The following is a 26380-nucleotide window of genomic DNA, read 5'->3' as shown; positions in this document are numbered from 1 at the left end:
AATAAAGCCAAAATAAGGGTGCTGTGTCGACCAAAACAGTTATGTTAAAATAGCGGATTAAGTGAAAAAGTTGTGAGAAAACACGCGTGGAAATTAATCCGTATTTAGTCCAATTGAAAGATTTATCTGATCGTAGCCAAACACTACGGGGGTATCTTTGACTACGATCTAAAAGTTGAACGTTTAGAAGAAGTTTTAAGAGAATTAGAAGACCCTGCGATTTGGAATGATCAAAACCGTGCTCAAGCCATCGCAAAAGAAAAGGGCAGTTTAGAAAATACCATTGGTGTATTTGATCGTCTTGCAGAACAGCTAGATGATGCTAAAGCGATGCTTGATCTTGCTGTTGAAGCGGATGATGAAAGCCTGCTTGTCGATGTACAGGCTGAATTAGACAGTGCTGAACAGGCTTTAGGTAATCTTGAATTCCGCCGTATGTTTAGCAATCCAATGGACCCAAATCCTTGCTTCCTTGAAATCCAGTCAGGTTCTGGTGGTACAGAGGCACAAGATTGGGCATCGATGTTATTGCGTATGTATTTGCGCTGGATTGAACGTCACGGCTTTAAAGCGGAATTGATGGAAGTCTCTGATGGTGATGTTGCAGGGATTAAATCCGCGACCATTCGCGTAGATGGTGAGTTCGCTTATGGCTGGTTACGTACCGAAAGTGGTGTTCACCGTTTAGTACGAAAATCACCATTTGACAGTAACAATAACCGTCATACTTCATTCTCGGCCGTGTTCATTTCACCTGAGATTGATGACAATATCGAAATTGATATCAATCCTTCGGATGTCCGTACTGATACTTACCGTGCTTCGGGTGCGGGTGGTCAGCACATTAACAAAACAGACTCCGCGGTACGTTTAACTCACGCACCAACAGGTATCGTGGTGGCGTGTCAGAACCAGCGTTCTCAACATGCTAACCGTGATCACGCATGGAAACAGTTACGTGCCAAACTCTATGAATTAGAGATGAGCAAACGTAATGAAGCTGCGCAAGCGCTGGAAGACTCGAAGTCTGATATTGGTTGGGGCAGCCAGATTCGTTCTTATGTTTTAGACGATTCACGTATCAAAGACTTGCGTACCAGTGTGGAAACTTCGAATACCAAAGCAGTTTTAGATGGTGATCTCGATAAATTTATCGAAGCAAGTTTGAAGCAAGGTTTATAAGTTTTAATCCAATTAAAACGGCAATCTCGTTCAGCATCGCCCAGTTAATCGAAAAAATATGATATTAATATCGGGAAAAATAGATATTAATATTTAAAAAGTTCGATATACTGGGTTTAGATGCTGAACAAAGCTTTGCCTGTTGAGAAGCGTGGTGAGTCTATGGATATTGATGTAATAAGCAAGGCCTTAGCCAATCCATTACGTCGACAGATTTTGCAATGGTTGAAAGAGCCTGAGCAATTTTTACCGGTACAAGAATGTGGTGGCAGTTTCGAACGGGGCGTTTGTGCAGGGCACATCGAACGTTTAGGAAAGGTTGCACAGTCGACCATGTCGAATCATTTGTCTGTCTTACAGCAGGCAGGTTTGATTAATGTCGAAAAATATGGGCAATGGTCCTATTTTACCCGCAATGAAGCTTTGATTCAGCAATACATCGAACATTTAAAACAAACACTTTAAATCAAGAAGTGTAAGTTGAGGCGATCATGGCTGAACTAAATTCTGCGTTACAAGTAGGTGATTTTACAATTAAAAACCGTCTGGTTTTAGCACCTCTAACCAGAGCACGTAGTGGTGCACAACGTATTCCGAACGATTTAATGGTGGAATATTATCAACAGCGTGCCAATGCGGGCTTAATTCTTACTGAAGCGACTGTCATCAGTCCCAAAGCAGCAGGTTATGCCAATACCCCGGGCTTATGGTCACAAGAACAGGCTCAGGCATGGCACAAAATTGTAGATGCTGTGCATGCACAAGGCTCGAAAATTGTGGTTCAGTTATGGCATGTTGGACGTATTTCACATCCAGACTTACTGGATGGCGATACGCCTGTCGCACCAAGTGCGATTCAGCCTGCAGGTGAAGTGAGCCTGCTTCGACCAAAACGTCCTTTTGTAACCCCTCGTGCTTTATCGCATGAAGAAATTCAGGAAATTGTTGCGCAATATAAACATTCTGCAGAACTGGCAAAAGCGGCTGGTTTTGATGGGGTTGAATTGCATGCTGCCAATGGTTATTTGATCGATCAATTCTTGCAAAGCACCACCAATCAACGTGATGATGAATACGGTGGCCCAATTGAAAACCGTGCGCGTTTATTATTGCAAGTGGTCGATGCATTCATTGGAGTATGGGGTGCGGGTCGTGTTGGTGTACATCTTGCACCACGTGGTGATTCGCATGATATGGGTGATGAAAATCCATTGGCAACGTTTGGTTATGTGGTTGAGCAATTGGATCAACGCAATATTGGCTTTATTTTCACACGTGAATATGAAGCAGAAGACAGCTTAATGCCAAAATTACGCCCTAAATTTAAAGGCGTATGGATTGCCAATGAAAGCCTTACTGCCGAATCAGCAAAACGTATTTTGGCAACTGGACAGGCGGATGCCGTTTCATTTGGTAAACAATATATTGCAAACCCAGATTTACTGGATCGTTTGCAGCATGACTTACCATTAAATCCGCTTCAGCCACAAACATTATATGGTGCAGGTGCGGAAGGTTATACCGATTATCCTGTATTTGAAAAGTTAGAAGTTTAATCTGCTTTAAAACTTTAAAAAATGACTCATGTGATTTACCAAAATTGCATGAGTTTTTTATTTAAATTCCGCATAATGAGCGGGAATCAAATTGTGAATCATGGTCTCGGATGGCGCAGCAAAACGCAGTACAGCAAACCCCGTTCTGGTATAACTTTTTACTGACATGTATCAAGCCGTTATATCGTTGGAAAATCAAGCAGCGGGCGGAAAGTGATGCACTGTTTCAGCAAGAATGTCTTGAGCGTTTTGGCCCATTTCAGCCCGTCAAAAATAGTGGAGCTATCTGGTTTCATGCGGTATCTGTTGGCGAAACCAATGCAGCCCAGCCCTTAATTGAACATTATTTAAAATTAGGCCATCCGGTTCTGGTGACCAATACCACCAAGACAGGACAGGCACGGGCAAAGTCACTTTTTCAAAAAGCACCTTATTTAGATTTATTTCAGGCGGTATATCTGCCTGTCGATCAGAAGTCATTACTCAAACAGTTTTTTCAGCGTTATCAACCTAAAATATTGGCTTTGGTCGAAACTGAAATCTGGCCGAACCTGATTGCAGAAGCAAAAAAACAGCAAATTCCCTGCATTCTATTAAATGCCCGCCTTTCTGAAAAATCAGCCAATGGTTACGCTAAAGTTCGCCTTTTAACCCAGCCAATGTTGCAACAGTTAACGTGGTTACTGGCACAGGATGTGGCTACGCAGCAACGTTATGTCAGCTTGGGGCTTGATCAAGCCAAAAGTCAGGTGGTGGGCAATATTAAATTTGATATTACTGCGCCAGAACATTTTGTAGCGCAGGCACAGCAACTCAAACAGGAATGGCATTTGGCGGGTCGGCAGATCATCACGCTGGCCAGTACCCATGCGCCTGAAGAACTTAGTCTGCTACAAGAGTTGCAGCCACATTTAAATTCAAATCCGAATTTACTTTGTATCGTGGTGCCACGGCATCCTGAACGCTTTGATGAAGTGTATCAAGTCTGCCAAAGTTTAAATTTAAAAACTCAACGTCGTAGTCTGCAACAGCCGATTGAGGCGGATACACAAGTTTTTCTTGCTGACAGTATGGGCGAAATGTGGCTGTGGTATACCTTGAGTCAGGCCTGTTTTGTTGGTGGTTCACTCAATGAGCCAGGTGGGGGACATAATATTCTGGAGCCTATAGCACTGGATGTTGCCACCGTAATTGGCCCGCGTTACTTCAATTTCCAGAGTATTGTGGATGAATTTGTTGCTGAACAAGGTATCTTGATCGGTGATGATGTTGCGCAGGTGGTACAGCATTTATTGAGCTGCCTAGATAATTCTGCAAACACATCACAATTGGTTGAACATGCACAACAGGTCTTGCAACGTAATCAGGGTTCGTTACAAAAACATATCCAGTTACTTGATCATTACCTCGCACAAACCACTTTGCCATGAATATTGTTTTACTTGAACCCGACCACATTCTTAACAATGATGTATGGCAAATTGACAATCCACGACAACTTCAACATTTACGGCAGCATCTCGAATTAAACGTAGGTGATACCTTGAAAGTGGGGATACGCCAAGAATTGCGTTATCTCACCGAAGTGTTGGAGATTTCAGAACAGCACATTATAGTGAGACCGATTCAGGCAGATAGAGTGCCTGAAAAATTGCCTGTGCATTTGATTCTCGCCTTGCCACGGCCCAAAGTGTTGCGTCGTATCATCATGGATGCAGTGACGGTTGGCGTTGAACGAATCAGCCTGATTCATAGTTATCGGGTTGATAAAAGTTACTGGCAAACGCCATTTTTACAACAACTCGATGATTATGTGACGCTTGGTCTGGAACAGGCAGGCGATACCATTGCACCCGAGATCCAGCTTTATAAACGCTTTAAGCCCTTTGTTGAAGATGTCTTGCCGACATGGATCAATGCCGAGCGACCTGCTTATGTGGCGCATCCTTATGCGGAACAACACATGCCTTATGCGATTCAGCATGGCTGTAGCCTGATTATTGGGCCAGAAGGTGGCTTTATTCCGTATGAAATTGAGCTGCTGAAAAAAAACGGCTGCCAAGCAATGAGCATAGGCAACCGAATTTTGCGGACTGAAACAGCCGTATCAAATATTTTAGGTCGTTTGTTTGTCTGAAGAATCAGCCTGTTCAGATTGATCGCCACGATAGACTTTCACTTCCTGTACTGGATATGGAATAGAGATGCCTTTCTCATCAAATGCCGTCACCACGAGTTCCTGAATTTCACTGATTGAGGTCGAGGTTGATGTTTCTGTAGTATTGACCCACCAGCGTACCGTCAGGTTAATTGAGAAATCTGCAAGCGCCGTGACATTGACGGAGAATCCCGGCTGACTCAATACGTTTAGATTGTGATCCAGAATATCCATAATGATCTGCTTGGCCTTTTGCATATCATCCTCATAGCCAATGCCGACCACAAATTCACAACGACGACGTTGATAGGCATTATTGACCGTGACTGCGCTGGTATAGACGGTCGCATTTGGAATCACGATGCGGCGACCATCCGGAGAACGTAAAAAAGTCGCGCGGATCTGAATGTCTTCGACATTGCCTTCCATACCATTAACGACAATATCATCGCCAATACGGAACGGTTCACTGATCAGAATCAGGATGCCTGACAGCAGGTTCTGGAAAATATCCTTGAAAGCGAAACCAATCGCAACCGAACCAATTCCCAAAGCACCAATTAGCTGGCTTGGTGTAAAGCCTGGAATAGCGATCACCAATGCAATCAGGAAACCGAAGAAAATAATAAAGGTACTGCCGACGCGATTAAGCACCAGTACCAGATTCTGTCGGGTATAGCTGCGATTTTCTAAAGTCTTGCGAATAAACAGTTTAAATAATTTGGTGAGTAGCCAGAAAATAACGAAAACCGTAATCGCGATCCCGATATAGGGCAGACGCTCCCAGAAGCTATCCATGATTTTATCAATCGTGGTATAGGCATCGTGATATTTTTCAGTATGGGCGAGTACGGTCTGGGTCGTTTTTGTCCCTGCTTGATGAATCAGCTCACCCGTATCTCTCGCGACTTCAGTCAATGTTGTTTGTTCATTCGCCACAGGAAAATCTCTATTTCGCAAAGGAAGGAGTCAATGAGGGAAGCAATCATAATGAATTTCTTGCGAATACGCATGCAAAATTCATTGATACGATCTCTCTCATTATCCAGTAAGTTTTGTTGTGTTCTAGAAATATTCAGTTGTATTTTGAATCATTTGTGTTGGCATATCCCAAAGGTCTGGGCTGGCAAAATAATAAGCAAATGTGAATAGGCCAAACATCATCAGAATTGTGATGAGAATCATGATCCAAGCCAGTATCTTTTCCCAGCCACGTGAAGGACGCACATCACCATAATCATTACGATGTGGTGTACCTGGTGCAAGTAGCACATATAAGGTAAAGAAGAATTGCAGGATAGGCACCAGTAAGATCAGGCATAGCCAGCCCGTTTTATTCAGGTCATGTAAGCGACGGATCAAGAACACAATTTGACAATACAGCGCCACTAACCACAATGCAATCAGGGCAAAAAACGAGAGACCTGAAAATACTGACATGATAGCTGCATCAACATTCGCCTGATTCATGCTAAAAAATCCAGTGAATGCAAAGATGCCGATAAAAGCAGCCATACACACCAGACTCAATAATCCGTACCAGCCGATATAACTCAGACGGTTAAAACGTCCATTTGGCGATAATGGATGATCATTGAACGGTAGAGGAGATATGGGTGTTTCGGGGTTAAACATAGGTGATTCCTGTTCTTTTGTTTATTAAATCTTTTAAGCTCGATGCAATGATCAAAATAATCACTTATTTTAAAAAGAAAAAGCATAGACAAGCAGTTCAGATTTAAATTATTTTGAGTAAATTTTTGAAAATAAATTAGGGGCTGTTGACATTTCAGCCATTGTGAAATGTTAACAGCCCCTAGTCGTAACAGAATAACATTCCTACGACCAAAGCCGCATTGTTTGCGCTTGTAAATGGTGCCCATACTGCTAGAGAGAACAAAACATATCCAGAAGAATAGATGAGAGCATCTAGGATATGAGATAAAAGACCAAGGAAGTAAGCTATGAAAGACATCTACCCAGTGCCTGATAAATTCAAAGAAACGGCAAGAATCTCGGAAGCAGACTATTTCAAACGTTATCAGGAATCGATTGAGCAGCCTGAAGCATTTTGGGCAGAAGAAGCAAAAAATATTGACTGGATCAAGCCGTTTACGCAGGTGAAAAATACCAGTTTTCAACAAGATAATTTTAAAATTGAATGGTTTGCAGATGGTGAACTGAATGTCTCTGCAAACTGTTTAGACCGTCACCTTAAAGATAATCCATTAAAGCCCGCGATTATCTGGGAAGGTGATCACCCGTCACGTCATAAGATCATCTCTTTTGTCGAACTGTACGATGAAGTGTGCCGCTTTGCCAATGTTTTGAAAAAACAGGGGATCAGCAAAGGTGATCGCGTGGTGTTATATATGCCGATGGTGCCAGAAGCTGCGATTGCCATGTTGGCCTGCGCACGGATTGGTGCAGTGCATTGTGTTGTATTCGGCGGCTTCTCTCCAGACTCATTGGCCAGCCGTATTGAAGATAGCCAAGCGAAACTGGTGATTACTGCTGATGCTGGAATGCGTGGCGGTAAGTTGCTTCCATTAAAAGAAAATGTCGATGCTGCATTAGAGATTGCGGGAACAGAAAGCGTCCAGAATGTGATTGTGGTACATCGTACTGGTAACCCGATTCAGTTCAATGCACCACGTGATATCTGGTATCACTTGGCGATCATGGAAGTTGATGAGCATTGTCCTCCTGAGCCAATGAAAGCGGAAGACCCGTTATTCATTCTTTATACCTCAGGTTCAACTGGTAAACCTAAAGGTGTGTTGCATACTACAGGTGGTTATCTGGTCTACGTCAACAGTACCTTTAGAGAAATCTTTGATCTGAAAGAAGATGATGTGTACTGGTGTACCGCGGATGTGGGCTGGATTACAGGGCATAGTTATTTGCTTTATGGCCCGCTTAGCAATGCCACCACAACAGTGATGTTTGAAGGCATTCCACAATATCCGACATGGGCACGTATTGGTCATGTTATTGATAAGCACAACATTACCATTCTCTATACTGCACCAACCGCGATTCGCGCCATGATGCGCGAAGGCGATGCTTATGTGCGTGAAAGTGATCGCAGTAGCTTACGCTTACTTGGTTCTGTAGGCGAGCCGATCAACCCAGAGGCATGGAACTGGTACCACGAAGTTGTTGGTGAGGGGCGTTGTCCAATTGTCGATACATGGTGGCAAACTGAAACAGGTGGAATTCTGATTTCGCCATTACCAGGTGCTACTGCGCTCAAACCTGGTTCGGCGACACGTCCATTCTTTGGGGTACAACCCGCATTGGTGGATGGTGAAGGCAATGAACTTGAAGGTGCGACTGAAGGTAATCTAGTAATTAAAGATTCATGGCCAGGCCAGATGCGAACCATTTGGGGCGACCCAGAGCGCTTTATTGAGGCTTATTTCTCAACCTTTAAAGGCAGTTATTTTACAGGTGATGGCGCGCGTCGAGATGAAGATGGCTATTACTGGATTACAGGGCGCGTCGATGATGTATTGAACGTCTCTGGACACCGTTTGGGTACGGCTGAAATTGAGAGCGCATTAGTGGCACATGAAGCGGTTGCTGAAGCTGCTGTGGTCGGTATGCCGCATGAGATCAAAGGGCAGGGCATTTGTACCTTCGTCACCTTACAGGCCGATGTGGCAGAATCGGAAGAGCTACGTAAGGAGTTGGTGAACTGGGTGCGTAAAGTACTTGGGCCAGTGGCGACGCCTGATGCCTTACATTGGGCACCAGCCTTGCCAAAAACACGGTCAGGTAAAATTATGCGCCGTATCTTGAGAAAGATTGCTGCCAATGAACTGGATACGCTTGGTGATACTTCAACACTGGCAGAGCCAGCAGTGGTTGACCATTTGATTGCGACGGTTTATCCAAATCGATAGAAACCATTTAAATTTAAAAAGAGCGTTTAAACGAACGCTCTTTTTTTATGTGTATTACTTAATGATTTGCTAAAAAATCAGCCGTGCTTTGTACCGTGGCAAAGAAACCTAATGCCGATAAAAATGCGGTTTGGACATCCGCGGCTTTCACGGTTTTACCGTCATATTCGAGATCACGGGTTGCAGTCGCATCCGCAATCACGATGGGTTGGTAGCCGAGCTCTTTGGCAGCACGTGTTCCTGAATCAATACATACGTGCGTCATCATGCCAGTAATCACCAATTGTTCGACTTGATGCTGCTCAAGGATAGCTTTCAAATTGGTATCGACAAAGCTATTTGGGAAATGCTTTTCGACAATAATCGAGTGATTGTTTACTTTTAATTGTGGATGTAATTCAGCGCCGACGGTATTTTCCTGAAAAAAGCTGGCAGTGGCTGGGCTAATATGCTGGATATAAATAATCGGTAAATCATTCTGGATGAAATAATCTTCTAATCGGTTGGTTTGTGCCAGTGCGTGGTCTGGATTAACCAGTTCCATTTTACCATTTTTAAAATAATCGTTCTGAATATCAATAATCAGGAGAGCTTGTTTCATCGTTTTTACTTCCAGTGTTAAGTTAAAACAAGAGTAGGGGAAGCGTGAAAAATCCGCTATATTCAGATGAAAGCATTGTTGCTGGTTTTCTTTCGTAATGAAAAATGAATATTGAACTTGATCCCATCGACTTAAAAATTATTGAACTTCTCAAACAAGATTCGCGTTTAAGCCATAAAGACATTGGTCAGCGAGTGCATCGTACAGGGCAAGCAGTGGGTGCGCGTATCGCCCAACTCATGGATGCAGGCATCATTAAAAATTATACGATTGCTGTTCATTATGAACATAAGCAGTTTATTCAACTATTTATGAATGATCAGCAAGCTTTTATTGAAGTGGAACTGCTGGTGAAACAATATGAGCAGGTGGATGAGTGTTTTAAAATTCTCGGCAATGCCTGTTACATGATTGTCAGTCATTTTAATCCTGCGCAGTTAAACGAGTTTATTGAGCAGTTATCCAAATGGTGCCGTTATTCGGTCGAGACGGTGATGCGAGAAATTGCAACGGCTTAAAATAAAAGACCCCAAGCCGAGTCTTGGGGTGAGAGTATGTGCCATGTCTTTTATTTTTCTTCTTGTTTAGTTCCAAAGCTTAAGCTGATTTTTCGATCAATAGATGCTCCTGTTGTTGTTCAAGTTGACGAACCAGAGGCAAGACTTTTTCTCCAAAATATTCGACTTCTTCAATGAAATGTAGAAAGCCTGAAAGTACTAAATCAACGCCGACATTCTTCAACGCTACGATTCGTTCGGCAATTTGCTGGGGTGTACCAATCAGATTAGTCTTAAAACCATCGTTATATTGCACCAGATCATCAAAGGTCGATTTCGCCCAGTTGCCTTCACGTTCAGGCGCTGCTGCTCCTGCTTCGCGTGTCGCATCACCAAAGGCATTGACGGCTTCTACATTGGCCTGAGCAATAATTTCATTCAAGACAGCTTTGGCTTCTTCTTCGGTATCGCGGGCGATAATAAAGGCATTGACGCCAATCTTGACCTGACGATTTTCTAGCTTGGCCTTTGCCCGTACATCATCAATCTGTTTTTTGATTTCGTCCACACTGTTGCCATTGGTAAAGTACCAGTCGGATACACGAGCAGCCATATCACGTGCGGCGCGGGAACTACCACCCTGAAATACTTCGATATGAGGTTGTTGCAGTGGTTTCGGTTTAAGCGTGTAATTCTGGAACTGGTAATATTTGCCGTCAAAACTATAGTTGTCAGTGGTCCAGATGCCTTTGAGGGTACGGATAAATTCTTCTGAACGCACATAACGTTCATCATGTTCAGGCCATGGTTCGCCTATCGCATCAAATTCGCCACGGAACCAGCCACTGACCACATTAATCGCAACACGCCCTTGGGTCAGATAGTCAATGGTGGCTAGCTGTTTAGCCGCAAGTGCGGGCTTCCAAGGGCCTGGTAAAATCGCAGCAATGACTTTGAGTTTTTCAGTTTTTGCCAGTAAGGCATGGCTAAAACTCACCGATTCATGCTGGTTTTCAGCACCGTAGCCCGCCGTAAAACGGATTTGGGTCAATGCATATTCAAAGCCACTTTTTTCTGCTGCCTGTGCGAGACGAACATTGTATTCGTAGCTCCAGTCGGTACGTTGTTCAATGTTGCTTACAACGAGACCGCCACTTACATTGGGAACCCAATAGGCAAATTTAATTGCTGATGTTGTTATTGTCATCGTTGTAGCCTCCACAGAGATAGGGTTTATGCGACGTGGTTTAAATTTTTTGCAGACTTGGGATGAAGACGCGATTCGGCTGCATCCAGATTCGGTACAGCAGCGGAAGGCAAGACTTCTGCCTGTTCGATCTGTTTATTGATGCCAAGGTTTTGATTGGCTTGTTCAGTTTTGGTTTTAATTACAGCAGCACGCTGACCTTTGGCTGGCGCCCATTCCAAAATCGGTAAAGCACGTGCCACCGCAAGTGTGACGCGATCAGCCAATTGCTCACTTTTGACCGTATATTCAGGGGTGAAATCCCGATCGGTCGCATAGACACCAATCGGTAAGGTCTGGGCTTGAAAGAAGCTAAACAATGGACGTAACTGATGTTCAAGAACCAGAGCATGACGATCACTGCCCCCTGATGCAGCTAGCAAAACAGGGACATCAACCAGTGCAGTTTGTTCTACAAAATCAAAAAAATGTTTGAATAGACCAGTAAAGGAAGCACGATAAACAGGAGTACCCACAATGAGCGCATCTGCTGCTTCTACGGCTGCCAAATCATCCTGAACCCGTTGCGGAAGTTGATTACGGTAAATGGCACCGCCGAGTAAAGGGCCGATTTCGCTGAGTTTGACAAAATGCACCTTGATATCAATGGCTTCTGAGAGTTCGTCCAGAATGGCTTGCACCAGACTTTCAGTTTTTGAAGGACTATTTAAACCACCAGAAACAGCAACAATATTGAGGGGAGTAGATACCGTATTGCGATTGGACATAATAACTGCCTAAAAAAGATTATTTCGAATTGCTATTTATTTATCTACATCGGCATGGGGGCTGTAAAATAAGGAAATGCTGCAAGCTTATCTTTTTTATAGATATATCAATTAATCAGCATCAATTAAAAATAATCTGGGTTTAATCGGCTGTTTCTATTCAGGATTTTTCATCCACTTTTTAAATTGAATATGATTTAAACGAGTTATATTAATATTTGATTTATTTTGCGGGAAAAGGAAATAAATCAATGCTTGTGCTTGACCTCGGCGCTAATTGAAAATAGGCTTAGACGGATTGAATTTAAATAAACATCGTACAGTGACGTACTTACAGATAGCTTAAGCGCTTATGAATATTTTAATTGTAGACGACCACCCCCTCTTTAGACATGCCTTGATTCAAGCGGTTCGTTATAGTTTGCCTCAGGCACAGATTCAGGAGACGGCTGATGTTGATGAATTCTATGCACGCTTAGAACATGGTGCAGAACCTGATCTGGTTTTACTGGATTTAAATCTCCCTGGTGCTTCCGGTTTCTCCGCTCTGGTGTATGTCCGTGCACAATATCCTGCGATTCCGATTATTGTTGTTTCAGCACATGAAGAAGTTTCGATTATTCAACGTGCCATTGCACATGGTGCGATGGGCTATATCCCTAAATCTTCACATCCAAGTCATATTGGTGAAGCAATTAAACATGTTCTGGAAGGTGAAATCTGGTTACCACCGAATTTACCAAGCCATGCAGGTTTTGATCCAAGAGCCGCGGATGAAACTGCTTTGGCAGAACGTCTTCAATCATTGACACCACAGCAATTCCGCGTGTTAATGATGGTGGCAGAAGGTTTATTAAATAAGCAGATCGCTTATGAACTGGAAGTCTCTGAAGCGACGATTAAAGCGCATGTCACCGCAATTTTCCGTAAATTGGGCGTACAGAACCGTACTCAGGCTGTATTGGCGATCAGTGCTTTAAATATTGAAGACAAAAAGATGTAATCTGTTGAATTGAGGATCTAGGTTCCCATTTTATGAAATGACAGATAATAAAAAACCAGTTCTTTCGAACTGGTTTTTTATTATGAATTCATTATTCTATCGCTAGAACTAAAATCCAATATTAGAAACGGAACTTCGCGTTTAAGCCAACAGTTTGTGTATCTACGTTTACAGTCTCACCGTAGATATTTTCGAAGCCTTTAGCATTAGCATTTACATAGCTAGCGCCTACAGCAACAGCTGGAGTGATGAAGTAGTTAACGTTCGCGCCCCAAGCAGATTTGATTGGAGAGAAGTTGTCGCTAGCTTGGTTTTTGCTAAAGTTTGCTTCAGCATAAGAAGCACCAACGCTTAACTTAGGTGTTAAATAAAGATCAGTTTTTAAACCGTAAGCTTGGTTTTCGCCGTATGCAAGGCCAGTTTCAAAACCAATAGCCATGTTTGTACCGTCGATGTTACCAACGTATTTAGTACGTGCAGTTACAACGTCTTGTTTATCACCAATTGTTGCTGAATCAGCAACAGCGCTGAATACGCCATTTTCAACAGCTTTGTTTGCATCTAAAGCAATTTGGTCAGCAACGCGAGTATAACCTACAGCAACTAAGAAGTTAGGTAAAACCATAGCACCAAGTTCTACAGAGTAGCGGTCGCCATTGTCTTTTTCGCCTTCAGCTTTAGTTTGAGAGTGGCTATATGCAGCACTTGCGTAAGCAGGTACATAAGGAGTAGGAAGATAAACTTCACCTTTTGCACCGAAAGAGTTGTTCTTAACAGTTACTGACTCATCACCGCTTAATTTTGCATAGTTGTATGCAGCAGAAACATTAGAAGCTTGGTTTAAGAACGCCGCTTCAGCTAAAGGACCTTTAGATGCGTCTACATTTTTGAAGTAGTAAGTACCTTTAGCAGCACCAGTAAAGTCTTTGTCATTTAAGTCTTTAGCTTCGATGAATTCAGATTGACCTTGAACTTCGAATTGGTATGCATGAGCGCCGGTCATGGCTAAAACTAGAGCAGTGGCTAAACCGAGTTTTTTCATAATGATTTCCAGCTTTAAAACAAGAAAGAGTAAATTTGGAGTCATTGTATTGTAACAATTTATGAAGTCAATGTAATAAATTCTCCCTTCCGATAAGCGATCAAAATCTGACTTGTCATCGTGCAAAAAGTGAACGTTTAATTAAATTGTTGTCAACCTTTTATAAATTATATAACTAACAAATAGATAAGCTTACATTTTGTCTTTTTATAGAATGTAATCACTATGTCACAGTTGAATAGTTTGATTGGTTTGTTCGATTATTTTAATCGTTTTTTTCGTTGATAAAGGTCTTTATTTTGTCATAAAAAGACAACTAAAAGCGTGAGCTGAAATGACCTTATTTGTATTTTGTGCGATGAAGTATGCAAAAAATGGCTCCTTCTGGCCAAATTAATATAACCGAAAATACCCAATAAGTCTGATTTTTAATAACCAATTAACAAAAACGATTGGAAATTTAATTCCGATCTATTTAATCGACTTTACTTTCCGAGAAGTACTTCACATAATACTAAGCAAGAGGTATCTAATTTGCATTTTAGTATCTCATAACATTTTCTTGAGTATTTCGATGTTTTAAACATCAATGTTTTACTAGCTCGGCTTTCCCCAAGGCTGAGCTTTTTTTTGTCTGCAATTTCTATTTGTACACATAAATAATGCTACAGCACCGAGAGAAGAAACAATTTATAGTCATTATTTCTCCATGTATTATTCAATTCTTTCATTATGTCTAAAAAATTAAAATTACTCGCGCTATGTGCAACTGTAATCTCAGCTGCAACACTGGTCGGTTGTCAAAATATTCAGTCCCAAGCTCAACCTCTAGTCTTAAAGAAACAGACGCAGGATCAGATCGCAACTGCATTCGAAAATATCCAGACAACTGGTGTATTAGTCACCTATGATGGCAAAAATTTTCAAAAATATGGCAATGATCTCAGCCGTGCAGATCAGCGTTACATTCCGGCCTCAACTTTTAAAATGCTCAATGCCTTGATTGGTATACAGCACCATAAAACCTCACCTAATGAAGTGTTTAAATGGGATGGACAGAAACGGGCTTTCCGTAGCTGGGAGAAGGACTTAACGCTTGCTGAGGGAATGCAGGCTTCGGCTGTACCTGTCTATCAGGAGCTGGCGCGCCGTATCGGTCTAGAATTAATGGCAAGTGAAGTAAAGCGGGTTGGCTACGGTAATCAAAATATAGGGGCGCAAGTTGATAATTTTTGGTTAGTGGGGCCTTTGGAGATTACGCCAGTTGAGGAAGTAAAATTTGCTTATGCCTTAGCCAAACAGCAACTTCCATTTGATCCCTCAACACAGCAGCAAGTCAGAGATATGTTGTTGATCGAAAATGTTCAGGGAACCAGAATCTATGCCAAGAGTGGTTGGGGAATGGATGTAAATCCTCAAGTTGGATGGTGGACGGGTTGGATTGAACAAACGAATGGTCAAATCACAGCATTTTCGCTGAATATGGAAATGAAAAAAGCAGAACATGCGGATGCGCGTAAAGCGATTGTTTATCAAGCTTTACAACAGTTAGGTTTATTACCTCAATAAAATTCTGATAAAAAAAGACCCAGCTTTTAAGATAAAGCTGGGTTCGAAAAGGATGTTTCACATTGGGGAGAAAACATCCTTGAGGGTTTCTATGTAAAACAAAGAATCTCAGTGCTTGATGAAATTATGTTCTTTGGAAAGTAATTTGTGAAATTGATAATTTTTATTTTAAAGATAGGGTTTTTCGATTAAAAATAAACTGATATTTAAAAGTAAGTGATCATTTTGGAGTAATTAATTGAATTAAAGCAGTTTCTAGATGTGAGCTATCTTTTTGACTTTTATCATTTATATTCTAAATTTGAAACACGATCAATATGATTTAATCCAGTAAATATAAATAAAAATTATTCTCAATAAATAATATTTCTTTTCATTGTTTGCTTGGAAAACTTGAGAATCTTGCTGTTATGGCTTAATACGCACAAAAAACGCTGCATAATCGTAGTCGTGTGATTTAAAATTCAGGTAAAATTATTATCTGTTTAAAATGCAATCGAGACCTTTTTTGAAAAATAGTCAGGTGTGTTAATGGGGCAACACTTAAAAAGCTCGAAATTACGTTCTGAGCAAATTAGTCGGCGCCTATTTCTTTGCATGCTCGTTATTATTTTTTCTATTTCCTATCTTTCCATTCCTTTAATTATTAATAGTTATCAAGAATATATAAGAACCAATCAAACACTGACCGAAATTATTAGTTTGCGTAGCTTGGTCAAGACCGCAAATAAAATTTCCAAAGAGCGCGCGCCTTCAAATAAGGTGATGTCGAGTCAGCCTCAAGATCTGGCTGAAAATCGTAAGGAATTGCTGGAATATCGAAAACTTGTCGATATGCAAATTGATCGAACCATTGAAGTTTTAAAACACAATGGTTTTGAAATGATTGCCGAAGACCTAGATACAGATCTTAAGACGAAATTAGCTCAGGCACGTACTGTCGTGGACGCGTATGCGGATACTCCGAAGCATCAGCGAACATCGATCCAGTTTGATCGCGCTATTCTGTCCATGTTTGATGTTTGGGACGAAAGTCGCGAACTTTTAAAATGGCTGATGGTTCAGTCGAACAGTAAAAATAGCAAAATGTCGAACTATTTCACCTCGATCCTGATTTTGACCGATATGCGGGATCAGGCTGGTCGTGTGGCTTCAAATATTATGGCACCTGTGACATTCGATGAGAAAATTTCTGATGAGAATCGGGCGCGTTCATTACAGACTCAGCACCAAGCCATTTATCTTTGGGGGCTGATTGATACTATCCAGCCTGAACAATCAAAATCACCTGAATATGTTCGACTTTATTTACGGGTAAAAACAGAATTTCTGGATAAGGGACTGCCCATCATTTCGCAGTTACTGGATGAAAGTAAAAATAATGAAGCTTATTTTATTTCAGGGACGGAATTGACCGATCAAATGGTCGGAAAATTTACCACTGTGATGGATTTGCAGAGTTATATTCTGAACGACAGTATTGAAGTTGCAGAAGATCAAAACCGACGTGCAAAACTACAGTTTATCTTTACCCTGTGTATTTCCAGTTTATCGTTGCTGATTGCCATCTTTACCATGATTTATGCCAAGAGAAGGGTATTTGGGCCATTAATCAATGCACGAAATATGATTTTGCGTCTTTCGGGGACTTCCGATGAGCTTTCTCATATGACCAAAAACAAGGAAGAGTTTTTTTCCTTGTTTGAAGCCATCGATAAACTCAAAGGTATGTTGAAACAGCGCGATACGATGGAGTTGCAATTAAAGCAAATCGCGAATTCTGATGTACTGACAGGTGTGGCAAACCGGTTGGCATTGGAAGAATATATTGCTGCGCTGGAAGCTAAACCTGAGGGCTTATCACAAACGTGTGTGATCGCGATTGATATTGATAATTTTAAGTTTGTAAATGATCAGTACGGGCATATTGTCGGAGATCAGGTCATTACCATGATTGCAGATCAGCTTAAACGCAATGTGCGAGCTTCTGACCTGATCGTGCGTTATGGCGGTGATGAGTTTCTGATTGTTCTTGAAAATATTCAAATGGACGCTGCTAAAGCCATTGCAGAGAATATTCGTCTAGGTGTTATTCAGGAAAATATTATGATTCCGAGTTTGGCTGAGGCGATTCAGGTTTCGGTGAGTATCGGGGTTGCGATTGGGGCAAATAGTTGGTTAGCGTTGTTAGAAAAAGCAGACCAGTCGCTGTTAAAAGCGAAGGCAAAAGGAAAGAATATTGTAGAGGGTTGAAATAGAAGTTTGTAGAATTTACAAACTTCTATTAATTTTATTCACTAATGTTTGCTATGAAAGGTGTTATTTAGAACAAGATGTCGCTTAGTGCATTTTGTAAAATAAACCATTTCCCATTTGGTTCATTTCTCAGCTCAGGCAAACCAGTAGCTTGAGTGGCATAATTTAGAGATATCAAGACTTCTTTATTAAAATTCGTTCCATTTTTTATATAATGAAGATAGGTTTTAATAATAGTACTTGAGGGATTCTGATCCTTAGAATCCATAATATAAAAATCTAATACTTGAATAGTAGAATAGTCATTTACAATTTTTTTTGTTTCTTTTCCATGATGCAGACCTAGAGTATGAAATAAGATAGGAGTGATTTTACCCCATTGCTTATTTTTCCATAACTGTAAGAATTCTAATAATCTATATTCAGGGCTATTGTTCTCTAGCGTTTCAATTGTCTGTTTTTGCCAAAAAGATAAGCTTTGAATAGGGCGTTTTTGCCATGAATCAATCCTTTGGTGAAGTTTAATAGTTTCGCTATATCTTTGTAATATTTCTAAGAATGGTTCTTCTTTTTTTTGTTTTTTAATACTTTTTTCGTCTGCCCAATCTATAAGAGCAGCTAATACCCACCAGCATTTAGAAGCGACTTCTTTATTGGCAAAATTTAAGTCTCGACCATGCAAAATACCATTGCGATAGGGAATAGTGATTTTTTCACTACATGTAGTTCTACGTGATGAGTTCATGATCATTTTAAGAAATGGCAGTCCACTAGAATGTGCTGTAATACTATCAAAGAGCTCAAATTCAGCTTTTTCAGTAAAGAAGCCTATATGTTTTGAAATATCATTGGCTAGACCATCTATAAGAGCTAATAATAGAGGAATACATGCATGGTATCTCTCTTCCAAATAATCTGTTTTTAATAACGTAAGCAGATCTACTCTTAATTTAAAATGTTCACGGCTTTGACACTTTATTAATATTCGATCTATAAAAATCTCATCAATTGAATCTATTAAAATTTTTTTAGCTTCATCAATTTTGTTTTCTAAGCCGAGTTTTACAGCTTCTTCTAAAATATTTTGGTTTAAATCGTTTTGACAAATCCAACCATTCGTGGCAAAGAGTTCATTAAATTGGTCTGGTAAGTCTAAAATACTACTCATATCTTGAATTTCTAAAAAATTTTCTTTCAATGATTTAATTCTTGGATTGAGTTTATAAATAGCAGGAAGTTTATCTAATACTTTAAAACTTACTTGACCTACTTTTAGTAAGTCAACTAATGTCTTGATAGACTGATTATCTTTGATTTTTTTTGGCATAAAAATGATAAAAGGGTGAATGTATCACCCTTTTATCATGAAATTACAAGAAATTGGATTTTATTTCAACATCGGCTTTAAGAAGCGACCTGTATGTGAAATCTCAACTTGAGCCACTTGTTCAGGTGTGCCTTCGGCAATGATTTGACCACCACCAGAACCACCTTCAGGGCCTAAATCAATTACCCAGTCAGCAGTCTTGATCACATCCAGATTATGCTCAATCACAACGATGGTGTTACCCTTATTGCGTAGCTCATACAAAATGTCGAGTAACTTGGCAATATCATGGAAATGCAGACCTGTAGTCGGTTCATCCAAGATATATAAGGTTCGACCCGTATCGCGCTTTGCCAACTCACGTGCCAGTTTCACACGTTGTGCTTCACCACCTGAAAGGGTGGTCGCTGCTTGTCCTAAACGGATATAGCCAAGACCGACTTGAGTTAAAGTATCTAAACGACGATGAATTACAGGAATGGCACTAAAGAACTCCGCTGCATCTTCCACCGTCATTTCCAAGACATCAGAAATATTCTTGCCTTTATAACCGACTTCTAAAGTCTCACGGTTGTAACGCTTGCCATGACAAGCGTCACAAGGCACATACATATCAGGCAGGAAGTGCATTGCGACTTTGATCATGCCGTCGCCTTCACACGCTTCACAGCGACCGCCTTTCACGTTAAATGAGAAACGACCTGCGCTATAACCACGTGCTTTGGCTTCAGGTGTTTGTGCAAACAATTCACGAATCGGGGTGAATAAACCAGTATAAGTTGCAGGGTTTGAACGTGGGGTACGACCAATAGGACTCTGGTCAATATCAACCACTTTATCCAAATGTTGTAAACCATCAATCGAGTCAAATTTTTCAGCAGTCAGTGTTGTTGCGCCATTCAGTTGAGTCGCAGCCAAAGGCAACAAGGTACGATTGATCAGCGTTGATTTACCAGAACCAGATACCCCAGTCACACAGGTCATGATACCCAATGGAATGGTCAGATCAACGTTCTGTAAGTTGTGTCCGCTTGCACCAGAGAGTTTGATCACTTCATCAGGGCGAGGAGATTGGGTACGTTGTTTTGGTACTTCAATCTTCAATTTACCTGACAGATATTGACCTGTAAGCGAGTCGGCATGATTGGCCAATTCATCATAAGTTCCTTCCGCAATCACGGCGCCACCATGAATACCCGCACCTGGTCCGATATCAATAATATGGTCAGCAGCACGGATGGCATCTTCATCATGCTCAACTACAAGCACGGTATTGCCGAGATCACGCAAGCGAATCAGGGTTTGTAATAAGCGATCATTATCACGTTGATGTAAACCAATCGAAGGTTCATCCAGCACATACATCACGCCCATTAAACCTGCACCGATCTGAGAAGCCAGACGAATACGTTGTGCTTCACCACCTGAAAGGGTTTCGGCTGAACGTGCCAAACTGAGATAATTCAGGCCAACACTGACCAGAAAGTGTAAACGCTCACGAATCTCTTTAAAGATTTTATCGGCGATTTCACCTTTAGCACCTTCAAGATTCAGGTCTTGATAATAATTTTCCGCATCACCAATCGACATCTTGGTAATTTGTGCAATGGTTTTGTCTTTGACACGCACGTGACGAGAAATTTCATTCAAACGTGAACCGCCGCAAGCATCACATGCTGCATTCGACAGGTATTGTGCCAGATCATCACGGACATAATTCGATTCAGTTTCACGGTAGCGACGTTCCAGATGCGGCAAAATCCCTTCAAAGGCTTGCACACGACTGTGCTTACGACCACGCTCATCAATATAACTGAGGTCGATTTTCTCTTTGCCTGTGCCTTGCAGGAATTTCTTTTGCGTATCTTTATCGAGTTTATTCCAAGGCTCATCCAGATCAATACCGAAATGATCCGCGACTTTTTGCAACATGGTGTAGTAATACGGGCGCTGCCTGTCCCAACCACGAATTGCACCTTGGCTGATTGAGATTTCAGGATTTGGAATCAGTTTATCTGAACTGAAATGGCTACGCGTGCCCAAACCATCACAGACAGGGCAGGCACCGAATGGGTTGTTGAATGAAAATAGACGTGGTTCAAGTTCAGCTACGGCGCGGTCACATTCTGGACAAGAATGTTTTGCCGAAAACACGCGTTCAGGATGTTCGCCATTCATCCATGATAAAACCGCAATATCACCGCCTAGACGTAATGCGGTTTCAAACGATTCTGCAATACGGTTACCGAGATCGTCACGCACTTTAAAACGATCGACCACCACTTCAATGGTATGTTTTTTCTTTTTGTCCAGTTCAGGTGGGGTATCAATATCAATGATTTCACCATCGACACGAGCACGAACAAAACCTTGGCCTTGTAACTGTTCAAACAGTTGGGTGTATTCACCTTTACGCTCACGCACCACAGGTGCAAGCAACATCAAAGCAGTGCCTTCTTCCAGACTTTTAACGGCATCGACCATTTCTGAAATGGTTTGTGCCACCATAGGCAAATCATGTTCAGGGCAATACGGTGTACCCACGCGTGCATAAAGCAAACGCAAATAGTCGTAAATTTCAGTAATGGTACCGACGGTCGAACGTGGGTTATGACTCGTTGATTTTTGTTCAATCGCAATCGCAGGCGATAAGCCTTCAATCGAATCAACTTCTGGTTTTTCCATTTGTGACAGGAATTGGCGCGCATAAGCCGACAGTGATTCGACATAACGGCGCTGGCCTTCGGCATACAAGGTATCAAAGGCCAAGGATGATTTTCCTGAGCCAGAAAGTCCCGTAATCACCACAAACTTGTCACGTGGGATATCGAGTGACACATTTTTTAAATTATGAGTACGTGCGCCTCGAATACGGATATGACTTTGACTCATAAATACATCTCAATAAGCTGAACATGAAAACATGTATATGATAACGATTTAAAATTGTTCAAGTGGTATAAAAATATTTAAAACGACAAATTGTGACGGTTAATGAACTGGTTCACATTTGTCTTATGCAATATGCCTTGTATTTTTAGCATTCAATGTCGCAGATTACTACTGATAAACAGAGAGAGAATAAAAATACATAAATTACTAGACGACTGGTCTAATATTAATTTATAGTGTGTTTATGAAACGATCAACGAAAAGTGAAGCGACTCGACAACACATTCTTGATACCAGCTTTGAACTGGTATTACGTAAAGGTTTTGTTGGGGTCGGCTTGCAAGAAATTCTCAAGACCTGTGATGTCCCGAAAGGGTCGTTCTACCATTATTTTGCTTCTAAGGAAGCCTTTGGCTGTGCCTTACTAGAACAGTACATGGCGGACTATAAAGTTCGGGTAGAGCAACTTTGGCAACAGACTGAACCAAATGCCCATGCGCGCCTGATGGCTTTATGGCAGGCATGGATTGATGATCCTGTGTATGGCAGTTGGGCGGAGAATTGTCTGATTGTGAAATTAGGTGCAGAGGTTGCAGATTTATCTGAGGACATGCGTGAGATTCTCAATCTCGGTGTCCATCGACTGACACAGCGAGTGGCACTGTTACTGCAAGAAGGGCAACAACAAGGCTCCATTCCACTACATCTTGACCCATTTAAAACAGCGCAGGTGATGTATCAATTATGGCTGGGTGCGGCCCTGATGACCAAGTTAGCTCAAGACAAAGCGCCGCTACATTTAGCTTTAGAAACAACACAACAGCTGTTACAACCGACCAAGGAATAAACCATGCAAAGTATTATCCATCAAAGTTTTGGTGAACCTGTAGACGTATTACAGCAGGCAGAAATGCCACAGCCTGAACCGAAAGCAGGTGAAGTTCGTATTAAAACCATCATGTCTCCTATGCATAACCATGATGTCTGGACTGTGCGTGGTAGCTATGGCTATAAGCCAACACTCCCTGCCATTGGGGGGAGCGAAGCGGTGGGGATTGTTGATGCGGTAGGTGAAGGTGTTGATGAAAGTAAATTAGGCCAACGTGTTGCGGTTGCTGGTGTACATGGCAGTTGGGCAGAATATTTTATTGCACCTGCACACGGCATTATTCCCTTAAATGATGCGATTGATAATGAAACAGCAGCTCAATTGATCGGCATGCCAATCAGCGCCTTGATGCTACTGGATTTTGTGAATGTACAGCCGGGTCAATGGTTAATTCAGAACACAGCAAATGGTGCGGTTGGTAAAACCGTGGCAATGATTGCTCAAGCACGTGGGTTACAAGTTATTAATCTGGTTCGCCGTACTGATGCGATTGCAGAAATGCAGGCACTCGGCATCCAGCACGTGGTGGCGACGGATCAGGACGATTGGAAACAGCAAGTTAAAAACATCCATGCAGATCAAGCATTAATTGCAGGAGTGGATTCTATTGGTGGTAGTGCCAGTGGTGAAATGTTGAATCTACTCAGTGAAAATAGCCTATTGGTTTCATTTGGTAGCATGACAGGCGAAACCATGCAGATTTCATCGGGTGACCTGATTTTTAAACAGGCGACGGTAAAAGGTTTCTGGGCAAGCGTGGTGAGTAAAGAAATGCCAGCAGAGCGTAAAAAGGCATTATTTGTAGAACTTCTGACACTGGCAGCGCAAAAGAAATTGGTTCTACCTGTTGAAGGTGTCTTTAGCTTTGACGAAATCAAAACTGCTGCACTCAAGGCAACCCAGGGCGCTCGTCAAGGTAAAGTCTTGTTGAAGCCCTAAGTTAAATCAATACTGCCAGCCGTGAGGCTGGTTCATTCGCTATGTCGTCATTATAAAAAGGATAATCAGATGATTGGATCGTTATTGATTGGGCTCATTGCCTTATTACACGTCTATATTCTTGTGCTGGAAATGTTTTTGTGGGACAAACCTTATGGTTTAAAAGCCTTTGGCAATAGTCTGGAAAAAGCACAGCTCACCAAAGTGTTGGCACAAAATCAGGGGCTGTATAATGGTTTTCTTGCAGCAGGTTTATTCTGGTCATTACTGGCGCCTGCAAGTTATGCTATCGCGATTGCCAATTTCTTTTTGGGTTGTGTGCTGATCGCTGGAATCTATGGTGGTTTGACTGCCAGCAAGAAGATTATTTACATTCAGGCTGTGCCAGCATTGATTGCTTTAATTGTGGTGAATGTTTTTTAGTCGAGAGATATAAGTAGGCAGCTGGACGGATTTATGTTTTAATGCGCCCAGTTTGAGATGAGCCTCATACAGTATATCGGACGATACGATATACGACTAAGCCCCTTAATTGGGGCTTTTTTATGTCTAGAGAAAAGTGCAGGTGAAGGGGTTTAAGCCTGATCCAGACCTAGCCATTGACGTTGCTGATAGGCGCTATCCCAGAATAACCATTCCAGTTTTGCACCCATAGTATAGGCGGCATGCATTTTCGCTAAGGTATCCTCATCACAACGTGCAGCCACTTTATCTACAGTTGCAATCACGTTACGTACTGCGGTATTAAATTCCTCACCTGCATAGGTATCAATCCATGCCTGATACGGATTATTTTCAACAGATTGGTTGATAATGTCTTTGCCCACTTCGGCATAAATCCAGAAACATGGCAGCAAGGCAGCCAAAATAACAGGATAGCTTTCTGACCATGCTGTGGCAGTGAGGAAAGAAGTGTAATGATGGCAAGCAAGAGTAAGCGGCGTACTCTCAAACTCGGTTTTGCTCACATCAAATTCTTGCATAAAATCATTATGCAAACTGCGTTCTACAATAATGGCGATTTTTGCTGCTTCAGAAAACTGGATCACATCATCGGCTTCATAGGCTTTTGCCGCAGCCACAGCCAGTGCACGACCATAGGCTAGTAGGTAATGTGCATCTTGAATGACATAGTGACAAAAGACTTCACGATCTAATGTCCCTGCTGCAAGTTCTTGATTAAAAGGCAATGCTAATATTTTTTGATATAAGTCTTGATTACGTTGCCAAACATCTTGAGAAAACGTCATGGATTGAACCTATTAAAAAACACGATAAATAAACCTGCCAGCACTATAGCAGAGTCTGCTGAAGATAAAATTTTCTTCAAAATAAGTGCAACAATCTTTTGTCTATTTCAACTCAAACTCGCCTACAATAGACACATTTTTATAACCCGACTATTTGAATAAAAGGCTGCTCATGAAGCATTTTCGTTTCTCAATTTTCTTTACGGTCGTGTGTCTTGCACTATCGGCCTACTGGGGCTATACGCACGGGCCTGAAGCAGGCGTAGCCACCATGCTCAAAGCCTTGACGATTACTGCGATTCTGGCGGTAATGGAAGTCTCTTTATCGTTTGATAATGCGGTTGTAAATGCCTCGGTTCTACGTGGCTGGGATCATTTCTGGAAGATGATTTTCTTAACCGTTGGTATCCTGATTGCCGTATTTGGTATGCGTTTGATTTTCCCTGTAGTGATCGTTGCCGTGACGGCAGATATGGGCATGATCGAAGTTGCAAAATTGGCCTTAAATGATCCAAAAACCTATTCAGAACGTTTAATGGAGCATCATGCTGAAATTGCAGCCTTTGGTGGAACGTTCTTATTGCTGGTATTCCTGAACTTCTTCTTTGATGATGGCAAAGAAACCCATTGGTTTAAATGGTTAGAAGCAAAACTGGCGCATTTGGCTAGCGTACCTGCAATGTCGGTTTTCCTTGCATTGATCGCGATGATTATTATGGCTGCAAACGTAGAAGAATCATCTCGTTTGGCCGTGACTATGGCGGGTATCTGGGGCATCGTGGTGTATATCGGTGTACAAGTTTTGAGTCATTTGCTGGGTGGTGAACCTGAAATTGATGAAAATGGTAATGCCGTGACTCATGACTCAAATGGCGCAGCGACAGGTGTAGTGAAAGCGGGTTTTGGTGGTTTTCTTTACCTCGAAGTACTTGATGCATCATTCAGTTTTGATGGTGTGATTGGTGCCTTCGCGATTACCAGCGATGTCGTGATCATCATGCTAGGCCTTGCGATTGGTGCGATCTTTGTCCGTTCGATGACGATTTATCTGGTAGAGAAAGGCACATTGGATGCTTATATCTTCCTTGAACATGGCGCGCATTATGCGATTGGTGCTTTGGCATTTATCATGATCGCTAGCGGTACTGGCTTGCACGTACCTGAAATCGTGACTGGCTTGATCGGTGTGGCCTTTATTGTCTGGGCGGTGATTGCCTCGATACAGTACAGCAAGCGGGAACATCAGGCCTCTTAAGCTTGTTTTCAGCTTGAACAGCTATGTTAAGTAAAGGAGCGAATGTCGCTCCTTTATTTTTTCCCTGAAGAAAGATTGTGAT

The 26380-nt window shown here is 41.7% G+C and carries 23 protein-coding genes; 14 read left to right on the top strand and 9 right to left on the bottom strand.

From position 1 onward, the window contains the following. Positions 1-86 precede the first annotated feature (86 nt). The 5 genes from prfB to IEV36_RS08240 all read left to right on the top strand — a co-directional run bounded on the left by prfB (position 87) and on the right by IEV36_RS08240 (position 4875). Positions 87-1182 (top strand): peptide chain release factor 2 gene (prfB, locus tag IEV36_RS08260; protein WP_123775406.1). Its coding sequence is split into 2 segments (ribosomal slippage): positions 87-158 and positions 160-1182, totalling 1095 coding nucleotides; the frame shifts between segments, so codons are not numbered across the junction. Positions 1183-1344: 162 nt separating this feature from the next. Next, the gene (locus IEV36_RS08255; RefSeq protein ID WP_017196833.1) at positions 1345-1647 is read left to right on the top strand and encodes an ArsR/SmtB family transcription factor; all 303 of its coding nucleotides are present in this window, start codon (positions 1345-1347) and stop codon (positions 1645-1647) included. Between the two features lie 26 nt (positions 1648-1673). Next, positions 1674-2738, top strand: coding sequence for an alkene reductase (locus tag IEV36_RS08250; protein WP_005260145.1), 1065 nt, complete (start codon positions 1674-1676; stop codon positions 2736-2738). 110 nt (positions 2739-2848) lie between these two features. Next, entirely contained in the window at positions 2849-4168 is a 1320-nt protein-coding gene (locus tag IEV36_RS08245; protein ID WP_005260144.1) for a 3-deoxy-D-manno-octulosonic acid transferase, read from the top strand. Then, positions 4165-4875, top strand: a complete 711-nt coding sequence (locus IEV36_RS08240; RefSeq protein WP_005260143.1) for a 16S rRNA (uracil(1498)-N(3))-methyltransferase — start codon at positions 4165-4167, stop codon at positions 4873-4875. The genes IEV36_RS08245 and IEV36_RS08240 overlap by 4 nt, the downstream gene beginning before the upstream one ends. Here IEV36_RS08240 and IEV36_RS08235 read toward each other — a convergent pair. Together IEV36_RS08235 and IEV36_RS08230 are read right to left on the bottom strand one after the other, a co-directional pair. Continuing rightward, positions 4855-5835 carry a mechanosensitive ion channel family protein gene (locus IEV36_RS08235; RefSeq protein WP_004776220.1) on the bottom strand — a complete coding sequence of 327 codons (981 nt, stop codon included), beginning with the start codon at positions 5833-5835 and terminating at the stop codon, positions 4855-4857. The two genes, IEV36_RS08240 and IEV36_RS08235, sit on opposite strands and share 21 nt — an antisense overlap. 126 nt (positions 5836-5961) lie before the next feature. After that, positions 5962-6531: a DUF805 domain-containing protein gene (locus IEV36_RS08230; protein WP_005260142.1), complete on the bottom strand. Its 570-nt coding sequence runs from the start codon at positions 6529-6531 to the stop codon at positions 5962-5964. 329 nt (positions 6532-6860) lie between these two features. Here IEV36_RS08230 and acs point away from each other — a divergent pair, with 329 nt between their 5' ends. Next, positions 6861-8804, top strand: coding sequence for an acetate--CoA ligase (gene acs / locus IEV36_RS08225; protein WP_005260141.1), 1944 nt, complete (start codon positions 6861-6863; stop codon positions 8802-8804). A gap of 58 nt (positions 8805-8862) precedes the next feature. Here acs and IEV36_RS08220 read toward each other — a convergent pair whose 3' ends face one another. Continuing rightward, complete coding sequence (locus IEV36_RS08220) at positions 8863-9405, bottom strand: cysteine hydrolase family protein (protein ID WP_005260140.1); 543 nt, start codon at positions 9403-9405, stop codon at positions 8863-8865. A 104-nt stretch (positions 9406-9509) separates the two neighbouring features. Between IEV36_RS08220 and IEV36_RS08215 the strand changes: the two genes are divergently transcribed. After that, positions 9510-9923 (top strand): Lrp/AsnC family transcriptional regulator, encoded by a 414-nt coding sequence (locus IEV36_RS08215; protein ID WP_005260139.1) that lies wholly within the window; start codon positions 9510-9512, stop codon positions 9921-9923. 79 nt (positions 9924-10002) lie between these two features. Here IEV36_RS08215 and sfnG read toward each other — a convergent pair whose 3' ends face one another. After that, positions 10003-11109 (bottom strand): dimethylsulfone monooxygenase SfnG, encoded by a 1107-nt coding sequence (gene sfnG, locus IEV36_RS08210; protein WP_005260137.1) that lies wholly within the window; start codon positions 11107-11109, stop codon positions 10003-10005. 26 nt (positions 11110-11135) lie between these two features. Further along, complete coding sequence (msuE, locus tag IEV36_RS08205; protein WP_005260136.1) at positions 11136-11876, bottom strand: FMN reductase; 741 nt, start codon at positions 11874-11876, stop codon at positions 11136-11138. 352 nt (positions 11877-12228) lie between these two features. Between msuE and IEV36_RS08200 the strand changes: the two genes are divergently transcribed. Then, positions 12229-12879 carry a response regulator gene (locus IEV36_RS08200; protein WP_004776208.1) on the top strand — a complete coding sequence of 217 codons (651 nt, stop codon included), beginning with the start codon at positions 12229-12231 and terminating at the stop codon, positions 12877-12879. A gap of 121 nt (positions 12880-13000) precedes the next feature. Here the strand turns inward: IEV36_RS08200 and omp33-36 are convergent, their stop codons facing one another. After that, the gene (gene omp33-36 / locus IEV36_RS08195; protein ID WP_005260135.1) at positions 13001-13921 is read right to left on the bottom strand and encodes a porin Omp33-36; all 921 of its coding nucleotides are present in this window, start codon (positions 13919-13921) and stop codon (positions 13001-13003) included. 732 nt (positions 13922-14653) lie between these two features. Between omp33-36 and IEV36_RS08190 the strand changes: the two genes are divergently transcribed. Both IEV36_RS08190 and IEV36_RS08185 read left to right on the top strand, forming a co-directional pair. Continuing rightward, positions 14654-15490 (top strand): OXA-294 family class D beta-lactamase OXA-295, encoded by an 837-nt coding sequence (locus tag IEV36_RS08190; RefSeq protein ID WP_005260134.1) that lies wholly within the window; start codon positions 14654-14656, stop codon positions 15488-15490. A 531-nt stretch (positions 15491-16021) separates the two neighbouring features. Continuing rightward, positions 16022-17743 carry a GGDEF domain-containing protein gene (locus IEV36_RS08185; RefSeq protein ID WP_005260133.1) on the top strand — a complete coding sequence of 574 codons (1722 nt, stop codon included), beginning with the start codon at positions 16022-16024 and terminating at the stop codon, positions 17741-17743. A 70-nt stretch (positions 17744-17813) separates the two neighbouring features. On the opposite strand, the gene IEV36_RS08180 is transcribed toward IEV36_RS08185, so the two are convergent. Beyond that, complete coding sequence (locus tag IEV36_RS08180) at positions 17814-19073, bottom strand: hypothetical protein (RefSeq protein WP_005260132.1); 1260 nt, start codon at positions 19071-19073, stop codon at positions 17814-17816. A 60-nt stretch (positions 19074-19133) separates the two neighbouring features. Further along, entirely contained in the window at positions 19134-21965 is a 2832-nt protein-coding gene (uvrA, locus tag IEV36_RS08175; RefSeq protein WP_005260131.1) for an excinuclease ABC subunit UvrA, read from the bottom strand. Positions 21966-22209: 244 nt separating this feature from the next. On the opposite strand from uvrA, the gene IEV36_RS08170 reads away from it, so the two are divergent. From IEV36_RS08170 to IEV36_RS08160, 3 genes are all read left to right on the top strand, one after another. Continuing rightward, positions 22210-22812, top strand: coding sequence for a TetR/AcrR family transcriptional regulator (locus IEV36_RS08170; protein ID WP_005260122.1), 603 nt, complete (start codon positions 22210-22212; stop codon positions 22810-22812). A 3-nt stretch (positions 22813-22815) separates the two neighbouring features. After that, complete coding sequence (locus IEV36_RS08165; RefSeq protein ID WP_005260121.1) at positions 22816-23793, top strand: zinc-binding dehydrogenase; 978 nt, start codon at positions 22816-22818, stop codon at positions 23791-23793. A gap of 69 nt (positions 23794-23862) precedes the next feature. After that, on the top strand, positions 23863-24216 hold the full coding sequence (locus IEV36_RS08160; protein ID WP_005260113.1) for a DUF1304 domain-containing protein: 354 nt from the start codon (positions 23863-23865) through the stop codon (positions 24214-24216). Positions 24217-24368: 152 nt separating this feature from the next. On the opposite strand, the gene tenA is transcribed toward IEV36_RS08160, so the two are convergent. After that, the gene (gene tenA / locus IEV36_RS08155; RefSeq protein WP_005260111.1) at positions 24369-25043 is read right to left on the bottom strand and encodes a thiaminase II; all 675 of its coding nucleotides are present in this window, start codon (positions 25041-25043) and stop codon (positions 24369-24371) included. A 172-nt stretch (positions 25044-25215) separates the two neighbouring features. Here tenA and IEV36_RS08150 point away from each other — a divergent pair, with 172 nt between their 5' ends. Then, positions 25216-26298, top strand: a complete 1083-nt coding sequence (locus tag IEV36_RS08150; RefSeq protein ID WP_004776195.1) for a DUF475 domain-containing protein — start codon at positions 25216-25218, stop codon at positions 26296-26298. The last annotated feature ends 82 nt before the right edge of the window (positions 26299-26380 follow it).

The sequence above is a fragment of the Acinetobacter vivianii genome, from assembly GCF_014635885.1.
GTDB classification, from domain to species: Bacteria; Pseudomonadota; Gammaproteobacteria; order Pseudomonadales; family Moraxellaceae; genus Acinetobacter; species Acinetobacter vivianii.
The sequence above is the reverse complement of the archived record's forward strand: the minus strand, read 5'-3'. Positions and strand labels throughout refer to the sequence as shown.